Annotated in this window: 15 protein-coding genes; 6 read left to right on the plus strand and 9 right to left on the minus strand. The window is 46.7% G+C overall.

The genetic code is table 11. The features are described from left to right. Positions 1 to 389 precede the first annotated feature (389 nt). Positions 390 to 2,702 (plus strand): DUF4623 domain-containing protein, encoded by a 2,313-nt coding sequence (locus HRU80_00505; protein QOJ27422.1) that lies wholly within the window; start codon positions 390 to 392, stop codon positions 2,700 to 2,702. Positions 2,703 to 2,908: 206 nt separating this feature from the next. On the opposite strand, the gene HRU80_00510 is transcribed toward HRU80_00505, so the two are convergent. Together HRU80_00510 and HRU80_00515 are read right to left on the minus strand one after the other, a co-directional pair. Beyond that, the gene (locus tag HRU80_00510; GenBank protein ID QOJ27423.1) at positions 2,909 to 3,517 is read right to left on the minus strand and encodes a leucyl/phenylalanyl-tRNA--protein transferase; all 609 of its coding nucleotides are present in this window, start codon (positions 3,515 to 3,517) and stop codon (positions 2,909 to 2,911) included. Then, positions 3,510 to 3,950, minus strand: coding sequence for a DUF2721 domain-containing protein (locus HRU80_00515; protein ID QOJ30415.1), 441 nt, complete (start codon positions 3,948 to 3,950; stop codon positions 3,510 to 3,512). Before HRU80_00515 ends, HRU80_00510 begins: the two co-directional genes overlap by 8 nt. A 188-nt stretch (positions 3,951 to 4,138) precedes the next feature. Here HRU80_00515 and HRU80_00520 point away from each other — a divergent pair, with 188 nt between their 5' ends. Next, positions 4,139 to 5,107, plus strand: coding sequence for an isoaspartyl peptidase/L-asparaginase (locus tag HRU80_00520; GenBank protein QOJ27424.1), 969 nt, complete (start codon positions 4,139 to 4,141; stop codon positions 5,105 to 5,107). Continuing rightward, positions 5,098 to 5,616, plus strand: a complete 519-nt coding sequence (locus HRU80_00525) for a DinB family protein (protein QOJ27425.1) — start codon at positions 5,098 to 5,100, stop codon at positions 5,614 to 5,616. The genes HRU80_00520 and HRU80_00525 overlap by 10 nt, the downstream gene beginning before the upstream one ends. Before the next feature lie 175 nt (positions 5,617 to 5,791). Here HRU80_00525 and HRU80_00530 read toward each other — a convergent pair whose 3' ends face one another. Next, the gene (locus tag HRU80_00530; protein ID QOJ27426.1) at positions 5,792 to 6,340 is read right to left on the minus strand and encodes a DUF3332 domain-containing protein; all 549 of its coding nucleotides are present in this window, start codon (positions 6,338 to 6,340) and stop codon (positions 5,792 to 5,794) included. Positions 6,341 to 6,866: 526 nt separating this feature from the next. On the opposite strand from HRU80_00530, the gene HRU80_00535 reads away from it, so the two are divergent. Continuing rightward, positions 6,867 to 7,514 (plus strand): outer membrane beta-barrel protein, encoded by a 648-nt coding sequence (locus HRU80_00535; protein ID QOJ27427.1) that lies wholly within the window; start codon positions 6,867 to 6,869, stop codon positions 7,512 to 7,514. Positions 7,515 to 7,532: 18 nt separating this feature from the next. Then, positions 7,533 to 8,993: a family 10 glycosylhydrolase gene (locus tag HRU80_00540; protein ID QOJ27428.1), complete on the plus strand. Its 1,461-nt coding sequence runs from the start codon at positions 7,533 to 7,535 to the stop codon at positions 8,991 to 8,993. A gap of 500 nt (positions 8,994 to 9,493) precedes the next feature. On the opposite strand, the gene HRU80_00545 is transcribed toward HRU80_00540, so the two are convergent. Genes HRU80_00545 through HRU80_00565 form a run of 5 tightly spaced genes read right to left on the minus strand, consistent with a single transcriptional unit; the run spans position 9,494 to position 13,850 of the window. Continuing rightward, positions 9,494 to 10,153, minus strand: coding sequence for a 1-acyl-sn-glycerol-3-phosphate acyltransferase (locus tag HRU80_00545; GenBank protein QOJ27429.1), 660 nt, complete (start codon positions 10,151 to 10,153; stop codon positions 9,494 to 9,496). Then, on the minus strand, positions 10,150 to 11,643 hold the full coding sequence (gene crtI, locus HRU80_00550; protein ID QOJ27430.1) for a phytoene desaturase: 1,494 nt from the start codon (positions 11,641 to 11,643) through the stop codon (positions 10,150 to 10,152). The genes HRU80_00545 and crtI overlap by 4 nt, the downstream gene beginning before the upstream one ends. Continuing rightward, the gene (locus tag HRU80_00555) at positions 11,636 to 12,313 is read right to left on the minus strand and encodes a lycopene cyclase domain-containing protein (GenBank protein ID QOJ27431.1); all 678 of its coding nucleotides are present in this window, start codon (positions 12,311 to 12,313) and stop codon (positions 11,636 to 11,638) included. The genes crtI and HRU80_00555 overlap by 8 nt, the downstream gene beginning before the upstream one ends. Before the next feature lie 4 nt (positions 12,314 to 12,317). Continuing rightward, positions 12,318 to 12,893, minus strand: a complete 576-nt coding sequence (locus tag HRU80_00560; protein QOJ27432.1) for a hypothetical protein — start codon at positions 12,891 to 12,893, stop codon at positions 12,318 to 12,320. Positions 12,894 to 12,914: 21 nt separating this feature from the next. Continuing rightward, positions 12,915 to 13,850 carry an MBL fold metallo-hydrolase gene (locus HRU80_00565; protein ID QOJ27433.1) on the minus strand — a complete coding sequence of 312 codons (936 nt, stop codon included), beginning with the start codon at positions 13,848 to 13,850 and terminating at the stop codon, positions 12,915 to 12,917. Positions 13,851 to 14,387: 537 nt separating this feature from the next. Here HRU80_00565 and HRU80_00570 point away from each other — a divergent pair. Beyond that, positions 14,388 to 15,713, plus strand: coding sequence for a T9SS type A sorting domain-containing protein (locus HRU80_00570; protein QOJ27434.1), 1,326 nt, complete (start codon positions 14,388 to 14,390; stop codon positions 15,711 to 15,713). Positions 15,714 to 15,739: 26 nt separating this feature from the next. Here HRU80_00570 and HRU80_00575 read toward each other — a convergent pair whose 3' ends face one another. Further along, positions 15,740 to 17,344, minus strand: a complete 1,605-nt coding sequence (locus HRU80_00575) for an exo-alpha-sialidase (GenBank protein QOJ27435.1) — start codon at positions 17,342 to 17,344, stop codon at positions 15,740 to 15,742. Positions 17,345 to 17,399 lie beyond the last annotated feature (55 nt).

A 17,399-nucleotide genomic window follows, 5' to 3' on the forward strand; every position in this document is an offset into this window, starting at 1 on the left:
TGTGAGGCTGCCAGGAGAAAACTCGCAGATCAATTCTGCCGTTACAGCCATAATTAATGATATCATTTAAAGTAATTTTTGCTGCAAATAACAAAAACAGTACCCCTAAATTTACGTATTTAGAATATGAGGAGAGACACTTATTTTAATTACTAAATATTTCTTCCGGAAAAATCCGGAGTGTTATAAAGGCAATAATACTTCAAAAATGACATGACTCCTGTACCGGAAGCACACACAGCTCTCCGGTTTTAATGCACAGAACAGCCGGAATGCTTCCTTTGATAATAGTATTTTTCGTAATTTTGTGACGGACAAAAGGCAGGAAAAATGTCTTTTTTGCGTCCAAAAAGTTTGTAAAAACACTACTCTAACATGACGAGGTTCATATGAAAAAAGTTACGGTTCTTCTCGCTCTCTTCCTTCTCACTATTCCCATGCTCGCTCAGGTCGAAAAAGTCTGGACCCGGTCGGTAGGTGACACAACGCTCCCCTCCTGGTTTAGCCCGTCCGGAAATACCGAACGCGGATTTGCTTACGGTTATGTAAACAACAACCACCGGGTTTACGTTGTTGCACGAAATGGCGGCCCTTCAGTTCGCATCCTTGACGGTCTGACCGGCGCCGATGTTGGCACTCTCGATATCAGCACCGTTGCAGGAGGTACATTTCCCATTAACGATTTCGGCGTAAGTGATGACGGAAAAATGTACGCTACCAATCTGGTAGTATCCGCTGCCGAAGTATTCAAAATTTACCACTGGGCATCTGAATCCGCCGCACCGACCGTTGCATTTGAAAGCAATTTTGGCGGTGTTGATGCAAAAAGACTGGGTGATAACTTCACCCTGAGCGGCAAAGCATCGGACAACACACTGCGCCTTTGGGCGGTTAATGCTCCGGCTAACAAAGTTCATATCTTCAAGACCACCAATAACGGGGTGAATTTTGTTGAGGATTTTGTCATTCAGCTTCCTGCTGCAAGCTTTGGCGGGGCCCCCTCAGTATATCCTATTGAAGAAGATTCACTGATTATCATCAACAGTTCCGGTAAGAATGTTCAGGCATATACCTGGAGCGGACAGTTTTATGCTGCTATACCAGGAGGACAGATCAGCACGGGTACCACCACAACAATTATTGCGCCGATCGGCAAAAGAGGCGGCGGTATCTATGCCTTCCAGTTCACCACCGTTGCGGCTCCCGGATCCAACAATGTGCGTATTGTGGATACCGATGGTGAAGGCCCGAATTATTTCAAAACATACGCCATCACTCCTTCACTGGGCGGCAATGCCAATCCGAACGGAACCGGAGATGTTGATTTCTTCTATGACGAGCAGTCAGGTACTGTATATATGTATGCTCTCGCAACCAATAACGGTCTCGGTCTTTATAAAATAACCACACCTATGATTGTTAACGGACGGTTCCACGAAGACTACTGGGATCTTGCCCATTCACAGAACGAAAATCAGGGCTTCGGTCCCAATATCAATGTTAGAAGAGTTAATCACCGTGTTGAAGGCGGAAAACTCTATCTGAGCATTGAGGGCAAGTTAGACCGCACAAACAGCAATGGTATTGCACTCTTCATTGGTCTATCAAATCTGCAAGGACAGGGCACTCCGGCTAATACTTCATTGGGAGGTGTTACCAACGGCGGGCATCTGTTTGGCGCAACAGCCAACCCGAACTTCAAACTTGGCTTTGAAACACATTACGCATTCGTCATTAATCCGGGTGGTAATGATTCCACGGTATATATAGATGCAGCTAAATACACACCGAACCAGAAACTTGGCACCTATATCGGTTCCGCCGGTGTCCTCGGCGGCGCACGCCAGGGTCCGGGTGCAGGTTCATTCTTCACGGAAAACTCCATCACCTTCGCTTATGACAGCGCCTGGGGCCACAGAAGAGGATGGGAAATGGCAATTCCTCTTTCAGAACTCGGCAACCCCGGATATAATGATAATATCGTTGTCTTTGCAGTGGTTGTTTCATCAACTGCGTACTTCAGCGATGTAACAGTGCCGGGTAATGTTACCGGCGGAAATCCCGGATTTGACATCAACTGGATTACCCAGCCGGGCGGACCATACTACAGCATGCCTCAGGGACTCCCTGTTGAACTCAGTTCATTCACCGCATCAGCATCAGGTTCAACAGTTGTGCTCGAATGGACAACCGCTTCAGAACTGAATAACCGCGGCTTCGAAATTGAACGCAGCTCTGACGGCAGCACATGGGCAAATGTCGGTTTTGTTCCTGGCAAAGGAAACACCGCAGAACTTACCAGCTACCGCTTCTCTGAAGAGGTTGCTTCGGGTTCATATATATATCGCCTGAAACAGCTTGACTTTGACGGAACCTTCAGTTACAGCGGCAATGTTAGCGTGAATGTGAATGTTACCGCTCCGGTCAGTTTTGCGGTTGAGCAGAACTTCCCGAATCCGTTCAATCCGGAAACCGAAATTCGCTACGCACTTCCAATCAGCGGTATGGTTACTCTTACCGTATATAACGCACTCGGTCAGGAAGTAAGCCGTCTGGTTAACGGCATGCAGGAATCCGGCTATCACTCAGTCAGATTCTCCGGCAATACCCTTGCAAGCGGACTGTATATCTACCGCCTCACCTTCCGCGGTCAGGACGGCACCACAAATGTTGTTGAAAAGAAAATGACGATGGTTAAGTAAGCGGAAAGAAAAAATATTCCCAAATCAGCGGGGACGGGTTAATGCCCGTCCCCGTTTTTATTTTAATGCAATAGTGTTATTAAAGTATGTCAACTTATTTTGTAATCCAAGGACAATAAGGAAGGCAACGACACTAATGACTAAATGTTTCCCCTCTGCGGACGTTGCTCAACTCTAATCGTAAATTGTACATTGTTCATTAAACATTAAAACCTGCATTTCTTCTCCAGCCCCATTGCAAGCATTTCTTTATACTGATAATCAGGAATTTCAACCGCTCCGAACATCCGCAGATGTTCATTCATAATCTGCACATCCAGCATGGCAAATCCTTTTTCACGCAGCCGGATCATTAAATGATACAGCGCGGTTTTGGAGGACTGCGGTTTATAAGAGAACATGGACTCGCCAAAAAACACTCCTCCTATTGCAATCCCGTAAAGCCCCCCCGCAATTTTATCTTCCTGATCATATACCTCTACGGTGTGTATATATCCTCTCCGGTGAAGACGCATATATGCCTCAGTAAGCCGGGAAGAAATCCAGGTTTCTTCCCGTGAAGCGCATCCTTCTACCACCGCGGGAAAATCCCGGTCAAAGTGAACCGTGAAGGAGCTTTCTCTCAGGAATTTCTTAAAAGAGCGGGGGATATTAAAGTTATCCAGCGGAATTACCGCCCTGATCTCTGGCATATACCATTCAACTTTTGTGCTTTCCTTCGACTCCGCCATCGGGAACGCGCCTGATCGGTAAAGCCGGAGCATCATCTCCGGCTGAAGAAAATACTCCGTCAGGTCTTCTTCTTTTTTAGTCATGTGTCTTTATTTCGTACTGCACAATATCGTATCCCTTCTTTGTTTCCAGGAACGCAAAACTGACCCCGAGCAGCACCATAAGCATGCCCAGCGTGAATGCGGTTACCACAAAAACATCAATGCCGCCAAAGGATAAGAGAAAACCCGCACCAATGAAAAATGAAGTGAGAACAAACAGCGCCACGGCCAGCGAATAACACAGAACAGCATTCCTTACAATACCCACCCTTTCAGAGAGCCGGGAAAGCTGTGTATCAATGCTATTCAGGCGGATTTCCTCATCATAGTTGAACGCGGTATCACCCGCTTTCTTAAAGAATTTCCGCTTTTCCTCATTCAGCAGCCGGATACGGTTCACCACGATTGAGTATTTATTATTCATCCCGAGCAGCAGCAATCCGCAGGCCGAAATCATCACTGCCGGCGCAAGCATTCCCTGTATCATCATCACTGCGTCAATATGTACTTCCATGCCAATTCTCTCAAATTTTATTTACAAATATATGCAGATGAAGCCGTTTACTCTCCGGTTCATCCTCCCCTCCGCAGCTGTACATCATGCAAAACCGGAGAATTTAGTATGTTTGCAGTTTACGATCTTCAACTGTTTAAGGGTTATTCATGAAATATCCTGTTCTTTTTATCTTATCATTGCTGATCATTGCGGCAACATTTTTTCTCACACCTGACCAGAAAAAGGACCCGGCCCCCTATGCAATTGTCATCCACGGCGGAGCGGGGAGCGCAAAACCCGACATGACAAACGAAGAAAAACAGGCGCATATATCAGGGCTCGATAAAGCTCTTTCCGCCGGATACCAGATGCTCGGCGAAGGTAAAGATGCTGTCTCCGTGGTGGAAGCAGTTATCCGCATTCTGGAAGATGATTCCCTCTTTAATGCAGGCAGAGGAGCAGTGCTTACCACTGAAGGATTCGCCAGCCATGACGCCAGCATCATGAATGGCAAAGATCTCTCCGCCGGGGCAGTCGGTGATGTAAGGCGTATAAAAAACCCCATTTCACTGGCCCGGATGGTGATGGAAAAATCAAATCACGTCCTCCTTGTTGGCGATGGCGCTGAAAAGTTTGCCGAAAAGCAGGGAGTTGGCTTTGTGCCCCCCGAATACTTCATTACCGACGATCAGAAAGCCACACTAAAAAAGAAGCTTGACCAGATCAACAAAGCCGGAACTGTGGGCTGTGTTGTGCTGGATAAAAGCGGCAATCTTGCGGCAGGAACCTCAACCGGTGGCATGACCGGAAAACTTCCCGGACGTCTCGGTGATGCACCCATCATCGGTGCCGGAACCTACGCTAATAATGCAACCTGCGCGGTCTCAGCAACCGGCTGGGGCGAAAAGTTTATAAAAAATGCAGTAGCTTTCCGCATTTCTGCCCTTATGGAATATAAAGGATACAATCTGAAACAGGCAGTAAAAGAAGTGCTTGATAAAAATCTTTCTCCCAAAGATGGAGGAGTAATCGCAATTGACCGCGGCGGGAATTTTGAAATGTATTACACAACTCCCAGTATGTTCCGCGGAGTTATGACATCAGACGGAATAAAGGAAATTAAAATATGGGAATAATTACCAGACCGGAACCGGGTGAATACAGCCAGTATTATCATGGATATATACAATCCGTGGAGGGGGAGGATATCTTCAGTGTACTCAGGCAGCAGCCTTCAGAACTGAAAGAGCTGCTCAAAGGTCTGAGCGAAAAACAGTGTGAAACCGGGTACGCGCCAGGCAAGTGGAGCATTAAAGAACTCCTCTGCCATATCATTGACAGTGAACGGGTATTTGCCTACCGTGCGCTCCGCTTCGCCAGAAAAGACCGCACAGCACTCCCCGGTTTTGAACAGGATGATTACGTTAAATTCTCCGGTGCAAACGGGCGCAGTATTGCCTCACTCATCAGTGAATTTGAATTTCTCCGGCTTTCAAATATTGAATTATTCTCATCGTTCAATAATATAACCATTCACCTCACAGGCGAAGCAAACCATAATGAAATAAGCATCCGGGCTCTGGTCTGGATCATCGCCGGCCATGCGGCTCACCACATGCGCATTCTCAAAGAAAAATACATTTAAGAAGTATGAATTGTTTATAATGAATAATGAAAAATTAATAATGAAGAATGTTTGATCCGTTTAAAATCCGCGCTGCTTTAGCATCCGTAAAATCAGCGTGCAATTAGCGTGTATATGCAAAAAAGCCCGCCGCAGGTTACTGCAGCGGGCTTGCACTAAAAAAATTCCGGAATGATTATCTGACCGGCGGAAGCTGATTCAGGTCAACAGTAAGCTTGCTCTGATCAGGATACACCAGAGTCAGCAGCGAATTATTCTCTCCCTGCTCTTCAGCTATCATCAGACCCTCTCCGCCATTCTGTGATATATACCATTTTCCGTCCCGCTCATCAAACCAGAGGGAGGCCTTTTCCCCTGCCGCGGCATCACCGTTTATTTTAACAATATCAAATCTGTTTTGTGTGGCGGTTATTCTGTAAACGCTTCCGTCAGTATTGACGTACTGTGTTTCTTTTTCATTTTCATTCATGGCAACCGGATTCTTGCCGGTCCAGAACTCAATAGTATTAAAAATCAGCAGATCGGCTGCACCTGCTATCTCATAAGCAGGTATAATAAACATGACCCACATTACTGCTGAGTTGACAAATTTGTCACCAACCTTGCCGTTCCAGTTATAGAGCTTTTTTGTTACGGTAAACGAACCATAACAGCCGCTCAGCTGAACAAACAGCACCGCGGCAAGAAAAGTGAGGGAAAGTTTTTTAAGAAACGAACGCTTCATTATTGCTCCTGATAGAAGTGAAAGATTATCTGATCCAAAATAAGCAATTTATCGGAATTACCATCAGATATGTATCAATTCTGTAATCTCTGACCGCCATCATACAAGTACGAAGGCATTAATAAAATGTTGTACACGAATTACACCAATCTTTGGTTAAATGTTATTCGTGTCATTCGTGGCAGAATATTCTTTGCATATCTCAGCCCGAACGTAACACGAATTCTCACTAATGTAAGACACGAATTGCACCAACAGCAGACATATTGGTAATTTCATTCGTATTAATTCGTGTCATTCGTGGCAGAATATTCTTTGCAAATCGCAGCCAAAACTTAAAGCCAATTCTCACTGCTTTGAGACACAAATTTCACCAACAAGAAATTGATTGTAACTTCAATCTTGTTGATACTCGTCATTCGCGGCAACTTTTACTCCTATGAGATTCTGCCCGCCCCCTATTATTTCTTCCCCGATTATCGTAAATTTAATGACCTCTTAAATTAATTGTTGCAGGAAATATTCTATGAAATTTATCATTTTCGCTCTCCTGGCAGTCACTTTCCAGGCGGCGGCTCAGCAGTCCTCAACCATCAAAATAGGGCTTTTTGACCCCAAAGTAACCGAGTCCGGCATGATTCTGGGCTACGAAGGCACCACCCCTATTGACGAACGGATTGAAATGGGTTGGAGCTTTGACTGGTTTAATAAAACTTACGTGGATAAGCGGCTTGCAGAGCAGTTTAATACCAACTACGCAAACGATATCGGAGAGCTTAATGAACTCCGCGCTAAAACAAACCTCCATGGCTTTCCGGTGCTCTCTGCGCTGAGAATAAATTTCCCTTTTGACCCCCGCACGCAGTTTTACGTGATCGGTAATCTCGGCCTTGATTTCCTTCTGGTCTTTTACCGCGATTTTAATAACCCCGCTGAAGATGACTGGCAGCTTGCCGTCGATTTTGGATGGAGACTCGGTGCCGGAGTAAAATACAAAATCGGCTCCCGTTCAGATATCTTTATTGAGTTTAATTACCATAACTCCGAACCAAGCTGGGAGTATGAAGTGCAGGAGCCCGCTACCCTCACCACCCCCGCACGCACCAGGGTGTTTGAGCGCAGTTATGATATGAGCGGACTGATGGCGCGCGCCGGCATTAAATATTTCTATTAATACTCAGGAACCAGAATCATGAACTCCCGGCACATAATCCTTTTCTTATATATACTTATAACTCCGCTTCAGCTTTTTGCCCAGCCTGAAATGAAGCGTGAGCTCCGCGGCGCATGGGTTGCAACTGTCGCAAATATTGACTGGCCAAAAAACAGGAATGCTTCATCCGGTGATCAGATTAAGGAGCTAATTGATATTTTCGATAAACTGAAAGAAGCCGGCATTAACTCTATCTTCTTTCAGATACGGACCGAGTGTGACGCTCTTTATAACTCTCCGTTTGAACCCTGGTCATACTGGCTCACCGGAACGCAGGGGAAAGAACCTGAACCCTATTACGATCCTCTTGAGTTCGCCATAGCGGAAGCTCACAAACGGGGTATGGAACTGCACGCATGGTTTAACCCTTACCGCGCTGAAAAGAAAGTGGGCGACTACCCCCTCAGCTCCCAGCATGTGGTTACCCGCAGGCCTGAATGGATTCTGGATTTCCCGGGATATAAAATGCTTGATCCGGGCAACCCCGCTGTGCGTGAATATATACGCGAAATCGTGGCTGATGTGGTTACCCGCTACGATGTGGATGGCATTCATTTTGACGATTACTTCTATCCATACTCACCAAAAGTCTCGAATGAAGATTCCCTCAGCTTTGCCCGCTATCATAACAACATCAAAAATATTGATGACTGGAGAAGATACAGCATTAATACTCTGATGGCCGAGCTGAACGAAATCATCAAAGCCGTTAAACCGCGCGTTAAATTCGGCATCAGTCCGTTCGGCATTGTACTCAATGAATACGCCGGCACCTCCGGTTTTAACTCCTATGATATATTATACTGCGATCCACTTAACTGGATTGAGAATAAGACGGTTGACTACGTCCTTCCACAGCTTTACTGGGAAATCGGGCACGAAAAAGCTGATTATGCAAAGCTGCTCCCCTGGTGGGCTTCTGTTACAAAGGATGTGCATCTCTATATAGGTGAGTATTCCGGAAGGTTCGCGAACGCAAACTTTAAGGGAAGTAAAAGTGAACTGGGAGATCATCTGCGCATGACCAGAACCTTCAGTAATGTGCACGGCTCGGTGTATTTCAGTTCAAGTTCCATTACCCGCAACGCTGAAGGAATAGCGGACTCCATGAAGAACAGCTGGTTTGCCGAACCTGCTTTCCCGCCCCTGATGTCATGGAAAGATATGGTTCCGCCCGGCTCACCAAAAAACGTGAAAGCTGAAAAAACTGAACGTGGTTTACTGCTGACATGGGATGCTTCCGATCCCGCCTCTGACGGTGAACTCCCCTATGGTTATCTTATATACAGGAAACTGAAGAATAGTGACGCGGAGTTCAGCATGGTGAGAATGATGACGGGTAAAACCCGCCGGTTTATGGATCAGACAGCTGAAAACAACCCTGATCTTTATGACTATAAAGTCCTGGCTTTTGACCGTATGTATAATATCAGCAAATAAGATTTTCTATTAGTTTCTCTTCAAACGCGTAGGGACAGGTCGTGACCTGTCCTAACGCGTACCCGGGAGCACCAACATATATAACAAAAACCATTTGCCGGTATAGGACAACTCACGAGTTGTCCCTGCAAAATATTCCATCTTCCGTAGGGACAGGTCGTGACCTGTCCTAACGCGTACCTGGGGGCACCAACATATAAAACAAAACACATTTGCTGATAAAGGACAACTCACGAGTTGTCCCTGCAAAAATATTCCATCTTCCGTAGGGACAGGTCGTGACCTGTCCTAACGCGTACCAGGGGCACCAACATATATAACAAAAACCATTCGCCGGTATAGGACAACTCACGAGTTGTCCCTGCAAAATATTCCATCTTCCGTAGGGACAGGCCGTGACCTGTCCTAACGCGTACCTGGGGGAACCACCATATATAACAAAAACCATTCGCCGGTATAGGACAACTCTCGAGTTATCCCTGCTGGCTTACGTACCATCGTCAGAAAATCGAAACCACGGTTCCCTCGCCTGTTTTGTAATACCTCTCACACAATGCCCTGAAATTCATGTAACTCTCCTGAAAATATTCCCTGTATCCGGCCGCCTGCCCTGAACTCAGAGGTGTATATACTGCTGAAAAAAGCTCCGGTTTTGGCTGATCTTTATACATAATCTTAAAGAATACGGGCATCAGAAGAAACTCTTTCCCCGCAAACTCCGCTATTTTGGTAATACCCGGTTTCTGACTGAGCACAGGCAATTCCTGCGATTCAATCTCCCCCTGCGGATATATCACTGCCAGGTTCTCCGGCTGTTCCAGCACCTGAGCGGTGTATCTCAAAGCATCAAGCACCTTTTTGGGTTTGCCCGGATCAATGCCGAAGGCGCCTACTTTGTTAAAAAATGGATACTTTAGTAACTGCTCCTCAAGCATCATCAGATGCAGTTTTTTTTCAGGAAACAAAACCCGCCTCATCCGGTCAATAAAAAAACCGTCCCACCAGGAGATATGATTCGGTGTGGCGAGAATGGCTTTATCCGGTGAGGGTACCGGCTGTTCACCAAGCAGAACAAATGAATTGAAGTTTTTTCTCATCAGCCGGTCTATGTACCAGTGAAAAACGATCTCAGCAGGACGGCTATGGCGGACTCTGTTCATATCACTTCCTTTTCTGCGTCTTCAATAACTTTCTGTGCAGCAATAATGCCGGACTGAATCACCAGCGGTATTCCTCCTCCTGGATGAGCACTTCCCCCGCAAAAATACAGATTCCGGTACCCGGAAGACCTGTTTGCCTGCCGCAGAAACGCGGCATTCCGGGAGTTTGACGATACACCATATATACTTCCCCATTTGCTGTTGGTCCGCTCCTCTATTGCCCGTGGAGTAAGCACCTCCTCAAACCGGATAAAAGGACGGATATCTTCCCCCGCCATTGCGGAAACCTTTGAAAGAATGGTATTTCTGGCCAGTTCTATATCACCTGCCTTTATCCTTCCGTCATCAAATGGGGTATTAATCATCACAAACAGGTTTGAGCCCCCCGCCGGTGCATCAGAAACGTTATATTTTGACGATATATACACATACACAGTCGGGTCAGAAGGAATTTTTTTCAGGGCAAACAGCTGGCGGAATTCCTCTTCATAGTCACCGGAAAAGAGGATATTATGAATTTCAAGTCCCGGAAATTCTTTTTCAACTCCCCAGTAAAAAACCAGTCCGGATCCCGAAGGCTCCATCGTCCTGTAGCGTTTTGCTTCTTTTTTTGCCGGATTCTTCAGAAGATTTTCATATGTATAATTCACATCAGCATTGCTGATAATTCTGTCAAAAAAGATTTCGCTGCCATTCACACGGAGTCCCGCTGCCTTATTCTGCCGGACAATTATTTCTTCAACCTCTGCACCGGTTTGAATCTTCACTCCCAGGTCTTCCGCGAGAGCCTCAATAACCGCCGGAATGCGCCTGATGCCTCCGTCCGGTATATACGCACCCATGGTGTATTCAACATGAGGAATCACATTAAGCGTTGCGGGAGCCAGATAGGGGCTTGAGCCGTTATAGGTAGCGTAGCGGTCGAATAACTGTACCAGCCGCTTATCGTTGAAGAACGAGGCATTTGCCCGGTGCACCGTCCTGAGTGGATCAATGTGGGGGAGCCTCAAGAGTGATTTCAGGCCGGTACCGCTGAGAAAGAGTTTCAGTGAACGGAAATCATTCAGAATAAAAACATCAGCGGTCGCGTTGTAGATTCTTTCACAGTAGGTCAGATAGTTCTCAAGATGTTCACCCGGTTCTCCTGTTTTATTCTGCACCTCGCGCTTAAAACGTTCCCGATCCGCGAATGCATCAATACAGGTGCCGTCCGGATAAAAATAGCGGCAGATAACTTCCAGCTTCCTGAGTGTTATATATTCTTCTGAACGCCTCCCGCAGGATGAAAAAAGATTATGCAGAATAAACGGCATGGTAAGAAGCGAAGGTCCGGCATCAAAGGTATAACCGCTCCCCTGAATAACGGCAGCTTTGCCGCCTGTATAACTGTTTTTTTCAAAAAGGGTTACATCGAATCCTTTAGAGGCAAGCAGCGCCGCAGCACTGAGGCCCCCGAGTCCTCCGCCAATAACCGCGGCCCGTTCAGACAATCTTAAATCTCTTCAGAAAAAGATGATAAAAGTACGTCCACCAGCTGATCATGGAAAAAGAGTAGAAGAAATCCTCATACGGAATGGTGGTAAAGCGCGGACCCCAGATTGCATCCGGGCTATACCAAACGATGGGAGGAGAGGTAAGCATATAGTTCACAATGAAAAAAGGGATATAGCTTACTGCAAGAGTGATATAAAAATTCCGGGATCTGAACAGCTCTGATTCGCCGAATCTCATCACCAGCAGAAACACGCCTGAAAAAATCATAACCGTCGCGGTATAATACTGCGTATAATAAATACCGCTCAGGGTAAACAGGATAACTGCAAGCGAGAGTGTTAACCATCCCGGCACCACAACCTGCCCGTCTTTTATATAAAAATGGATGGTTTCATAGGTAAAGATGATTGCATAAGGCACGGTCACAAAAAAAAGAATCTCCTCAAGCGGAAGGCCTCCTATCCTGATTGTGCCGGTGTATAGTTCACTGAAACCCCAGTCTCCCCGGGATGCGGCTATGATATCCCAGATTATATATACTGTGCTTACAATGCCGAGCGAGGCAGCCAGTGCGGGAAGTTTCCGGTAAAACCGGATATTCTTTTCAAACGAAAAGAGAATGGGGAACAGGATAATCCCGATGTTTATCATCATATACCGGCTCATCGGATCACCCCGCCTGTTCCATCTGACGGCGGATTTCCGTCTTTTGTCTTTGGCTCACGTCACTGCTTTTAAGCATAAACTCATAAATGCCTTGTACCAGCTTTTCGGAGATATGCTCAGTTTTTCCATTGCGTAACAGCCGGAGAATAACTTCGGCATCAGCCATCCGTTCTTCACCATAACCAAGAATTGAAGGAAGATGATAAAGTATGGTATAACGGAGAAATCTGATTTCTATATTATCCGGCTCTGTTTCAAGCGCTTCCCCGATTTTTGCCAGACCGGTTTGCAGGTATTTCAGCTTTACATAGGGATTAAAAGAATGTTTTGCCAGCAGCGTTTCCGTTGCGCCTGAAAATGCCTTCAGCACCGGATAGCGGTTTCGTATGGAACTTCCGCTGCCTTTAACAAAATAATCCATCAGCATATCTGCTGAGTCACTGTTTTCAATGCTGTTATAAAAAGAGTGGCGCACAAAACTGAGAATGTGATCCGGCGGATAGCTGAATGCGGGATAGCCCGATGCTTCAGCGCGCAATAACGCAAGCGTAAGAAGTACGAACAGGAGTTTATGAATCATAGGTAAATATATACTGCTGAACTATGCTCTGTCAATAAAGGTCTGGCCGACATTATCCAGCCCCAGACTGATGTTATACGTCTGATGGGCGTTGCGCAGACGGGTGAGCGGCTCATGGAATGGTTCCATCCCCTGCTTAAGCGTGTTGCAGTGTATCGGTATAAAAACTTTCGCTTCTACGTGTTTTGCCATTTCAAGCGCTTCTTCAGGCGTGCAGTGATTGCGCAGCCAGGGGTTATAGGCACCGATGGGCATTATGGCAATATCTGCTTTTTCACCGGATTTCTTAAACAGATCAGTCATTGCGGTATCACCGCCGAAAAGAATCTTCCTTCCGTTCCGCTCAAGTATATATGCATTGTAGCTTCTGCCGTTATCCATAAACCCTCTCGAACGGTCACGCTCCCAGGGATAGCGCCATCCGAAATGCCTTACCTCCAGTGCCTTAATGCGGAGAGCATCGGTTCTGATCTCTTCTCCCCAGTCCATTTCCCGCAGAGACTTCCACTGCAGCGCGGATGTTACATCTGCCGTATTAAATGCAGTAATTGCGTCTATCTGACCGGGATAGCGTCTGGTGAATTCCTTCAGGGTTTTATAGTCGGTATGATCCATGTGCGCGTGAGAAAGCAGAATCAGGTCAGGACGCGGCATTTCATCAATGGTAAGAGCCGGCGCGGTCAGGCGGCTCGGGCCGTAGATATAACCCAGCATATAAATACCCACTTTTGCGTAAAGAACAGGATCAGTGATGATTTTATATCCGTAAAAGTTAATATAAACCGTACTGTGCCCTATCCACGCAACGGAGATCTCAGTATCATTCCATTCATCGGGAACGGGCTTATAGGCAGGCATTCCTTCAGAAACAGTCTCTGCTTTGAGCAGTCCGGTACCTCCGGCTATTGCCGCGGCTCCGGTTAGTAGTCCGGTTTTAAGGAATGATCGTCTTTTCATGCGTTCTCTTGGTTGTTTCCTGGGTATTTTAGACTTTTGACAAGTTACAAAGTTAAACAAATTTTTGCTGCTTTGTAGTTCCTGACAGCACAGGAACCCTGCTGATGCCTGAGAGTCTCACTTCTGCTGTACTGCAGTAAACCGCTTATTCCGGCAGCTTTTTACAGTGCAGACTGTTAACAAATTGTTGATAACTCCTCATCAGCCGGTTATCCGCTGGCTGTTATCATCTTTCATAGTTCACATTTAGACTTGATAACTTCCTGTAAATTCTACGTAAAGCTTTATAACTCATTGATTTATAATAAGTTATGATACGGCTTCTAAAGTAAGGAAATGTTGATAACTTGTGTACATCTTTCAAGAGAACCACTACCCCCGCACTCTTTTCATGCGATGAATTGCTCTCCGGGCGTTCATAACTTTCTGAATCAGAATGAAATCGCTCCCGATCAGCCAGCTTTTACGGCAGAAGGTGCATTCATAAAGGGTAAACCGCACCCAATGTTCTCAATACCGAATTTCTTAAATTCCGCTATGAAATTGTCTTATTCTCTTTCGCTTTTTCTGCTTTTCAGCATTTCCGCTTTATTCCCTCAGGGCGTCTGGGAGCGGCTCCCCTCTCCGGTGGCGGCTAATCTCTACCGGGTGCAGTTTGTGGACAGTCTTACCGGGTGGGCTGCCGGGGACTCCGGTGTAATCATCAAAACTACTGATGGCGGACTGAACTGGATCCGGCAGGAGTCAGGAATATCCTCCGCGATTTACGATCTCTTTTTTCTTGATGAAAACCGCGGCTGGGGTGTAACCTGGCGCTCAACCGCTCCCCCTTTCGGAACCAACATCATCTTCACCAACAGCGGCGGGGAAGAATGGTTCGAACTGGAGTATCCTGAGGAGAATGTCTTTCTGCATACAATCAGATTTACAGACTCCGTTAACGGCTATATCGGCGGTGAGGGAGGAGTATTAAAAAGAACAACCGACGGCGGTTTTACCTGGCGGGAGTGTGAAGTTCAGGAAGAATATTCCGGGTTCCCTATTCTGAATTTGAATCTGAATGACGGACAGTACGCTTACGCAAACGGAGGGCATGTGGATGTGCTGGGGATTATCTGGCGAACCACCAACGGCGGGGAATACTGGAGCACAACCGCGGTAAGCCCGGAACCAATATATACCCTTCAGATTATAGACTCTCTTAATGCCATCGGCATGGGGGGCGACTGGGAATACGGCACCATGGTGGTTGCAACCACTAACCGCGGGGAAAGCTGGGGTTATCTTAATCTTGATATATACGGCATCGCGCATGAAATGCAGTTCCGCACGCGGCATGATCTCTGGGTGGCACTCGGAGCCGGACAGGTTCTGCTGAACACCAATGACCCGGTTACTTCTTTTGATGATACTCTGAGAATCTGGAACAGTATTCCCACTCCAGGCGGAGCTTCAATTTATGATATTGTTTTTACTGATTCACTCACCGGCTTTGGCGTTGGTGATTCAGGAGCCATCATCAAATACCGCTATACTAAACCGAATGATATCAGAGAATATCATCCGCTTATTAAACCGGCTCAGTATATTACGGTATCAAACTACCCCAATCCGTTTAATCCCTCAACCACGGTGCAGTTTGACACAGAGGAACAGGGCTGGCTGGAGATAAGGATATATAATACTTCAGGCGAGCTAATCAAGGAGCTTTACAAAGGAGTGTCACAACCGGGCCGCGGCAGATATGTATTTGATGCATCCCGCTATCCATCCGGGATATATTTCTACCGGGCAGAATTTACTCCCCTGCTGAGGCCGGGAGAGCGCTCTGTAACCGGCGGCAAGATGACCTATATCCGCTGATTACAGAGTCCGCTCCCGTCAGGCTGCTATTTAGTATAAACCATTCCCCGGGTTACACGCTGATTGCCCGACTCAAGTGAGTAAAAATAGATTCCGGACCCGAGACCATACTCCTGCGGATTAAAGGAAACCTGATACTCCCCCTCAGCAAGATATCCCGAAACAGGTTCAGCCGCCAGTTCCCCGTTCAGCGTATATACTCTCATTTTTACCATCCCGGCTGATTGTATTCTGAATTGCAGAATTGTTTCCGGGTTGAACGGATTCGGGTAATTCTGAAGTAATTCAAACACAGCAGGTAACGCCGCTGCTTCTTCAGCCGAAGAAGTAATTATCTGAATCTGTGCTGTTCGTATCTGATATTTACCGGATGAGTTTTCCATCCAGAGAGGGATCAGATAATTGCCTGAGCTGATCAGCGCAATGTTATCCCCCTGATAGCCCTGCCCCAGACTTCCTATCGGCTCCGGTTTAAAGGGCTTTTCACTTATCTTCACTTCATTGAAATTTTCTCCTCCGTTTAAGGAGCGCGCCATATATACATCTGTGGAGTCATTGGTGGTCTCCCGGTCATCATACCAGAGCAGGTTTACGCCTCCGTTATCGTCAATATCCATTGCCGGGAAATACTGTGTTTTGCCGTTATTCAGCGGGTCAGCGTTTACTCTTACCGGACTTCCCCATGAGAGCCCCCCGTCCGTGCTGCGGGTCAGGATCAGATCTGCGTCACTTCCTGCCGGAGCAAGGCCGCGCTGTGTGGTTAATATATATAACCGTCCGTCATAAGGCCCGCCGGAGTTATCAACCCCTATCCTCGGATATCCGTTCACCCGGATATTCTGTTTCTGGGGAAGCGAACCGGTTATTCCGTTAACGGCAAATGCATTCTCCGTTACCGACCAGGATGCACCTCCGTTTGAGGATACTGCAAATCCTGTACGTATCTCCTGAAACGGAGAAGTGTTGGTTACCCCCGCCCAGGTCAGATATACCGTTCCGTCATTGCGGATTGCAAGATCAGGACCGGCACAGCGCTGCGGCGGATTATTGACCTGCAACGGAGCAGACCAGCTGGCTCCGGCATCATCCGTGTAGGATATATATACTGGGAAAGGAGGAGCAAAGCGCACCCACGCTGCATAGACTCTGCCGTAATAGGGACTTGAAGGATTATTATCACTCATAACCGTTGCCCGCTCAAGATCATGATCAGAGATCTGCTTCTGTACCGTCCAGGTCAGCCCCCTGTCGTTTGATGTATGGGAATAAAGCCCGTAAACCGGAGCTCTTCCTATGCGGACCAGAACATATCTGCCTGAGTCATCAATTGCGATACCCGGATCACCGCCATGAAAAGTGATATTCGGCCCCGTACACGTATCATTGCCGCGCCAGGTAACTCCTCTGTCAGTTGAGCTGTAAACACCCTCGCTGATAAAAAATGGTGTTATCTGCGTGGTGTTTGCTGATGCAAAGAAATGCAGAGGATCAGATGGATCTTTTGCGATAAACGGTTCCGTCTGATGAACAGTTCCGGGATATATCCGGTATGAACTGCCGAGCTTTATCAGATCAGTTGACTGCCCGAAAATCAGAACCGACGATATAAAGAACAGTATTATGATATTCATAGTATCTCAGTTAAATGAGAGAGCAGTTTCCTCGTTGCGGAAACTGCTCTCCGGT

Source organism: Ignavibacteriales bacterium (assembly GCA_015709675.1).
GTDB lineage: Bacteria > Bacteroidota > Ignavibacteria > Ignavibacteriales > Ignavibacteriaceae > H2-BAC3.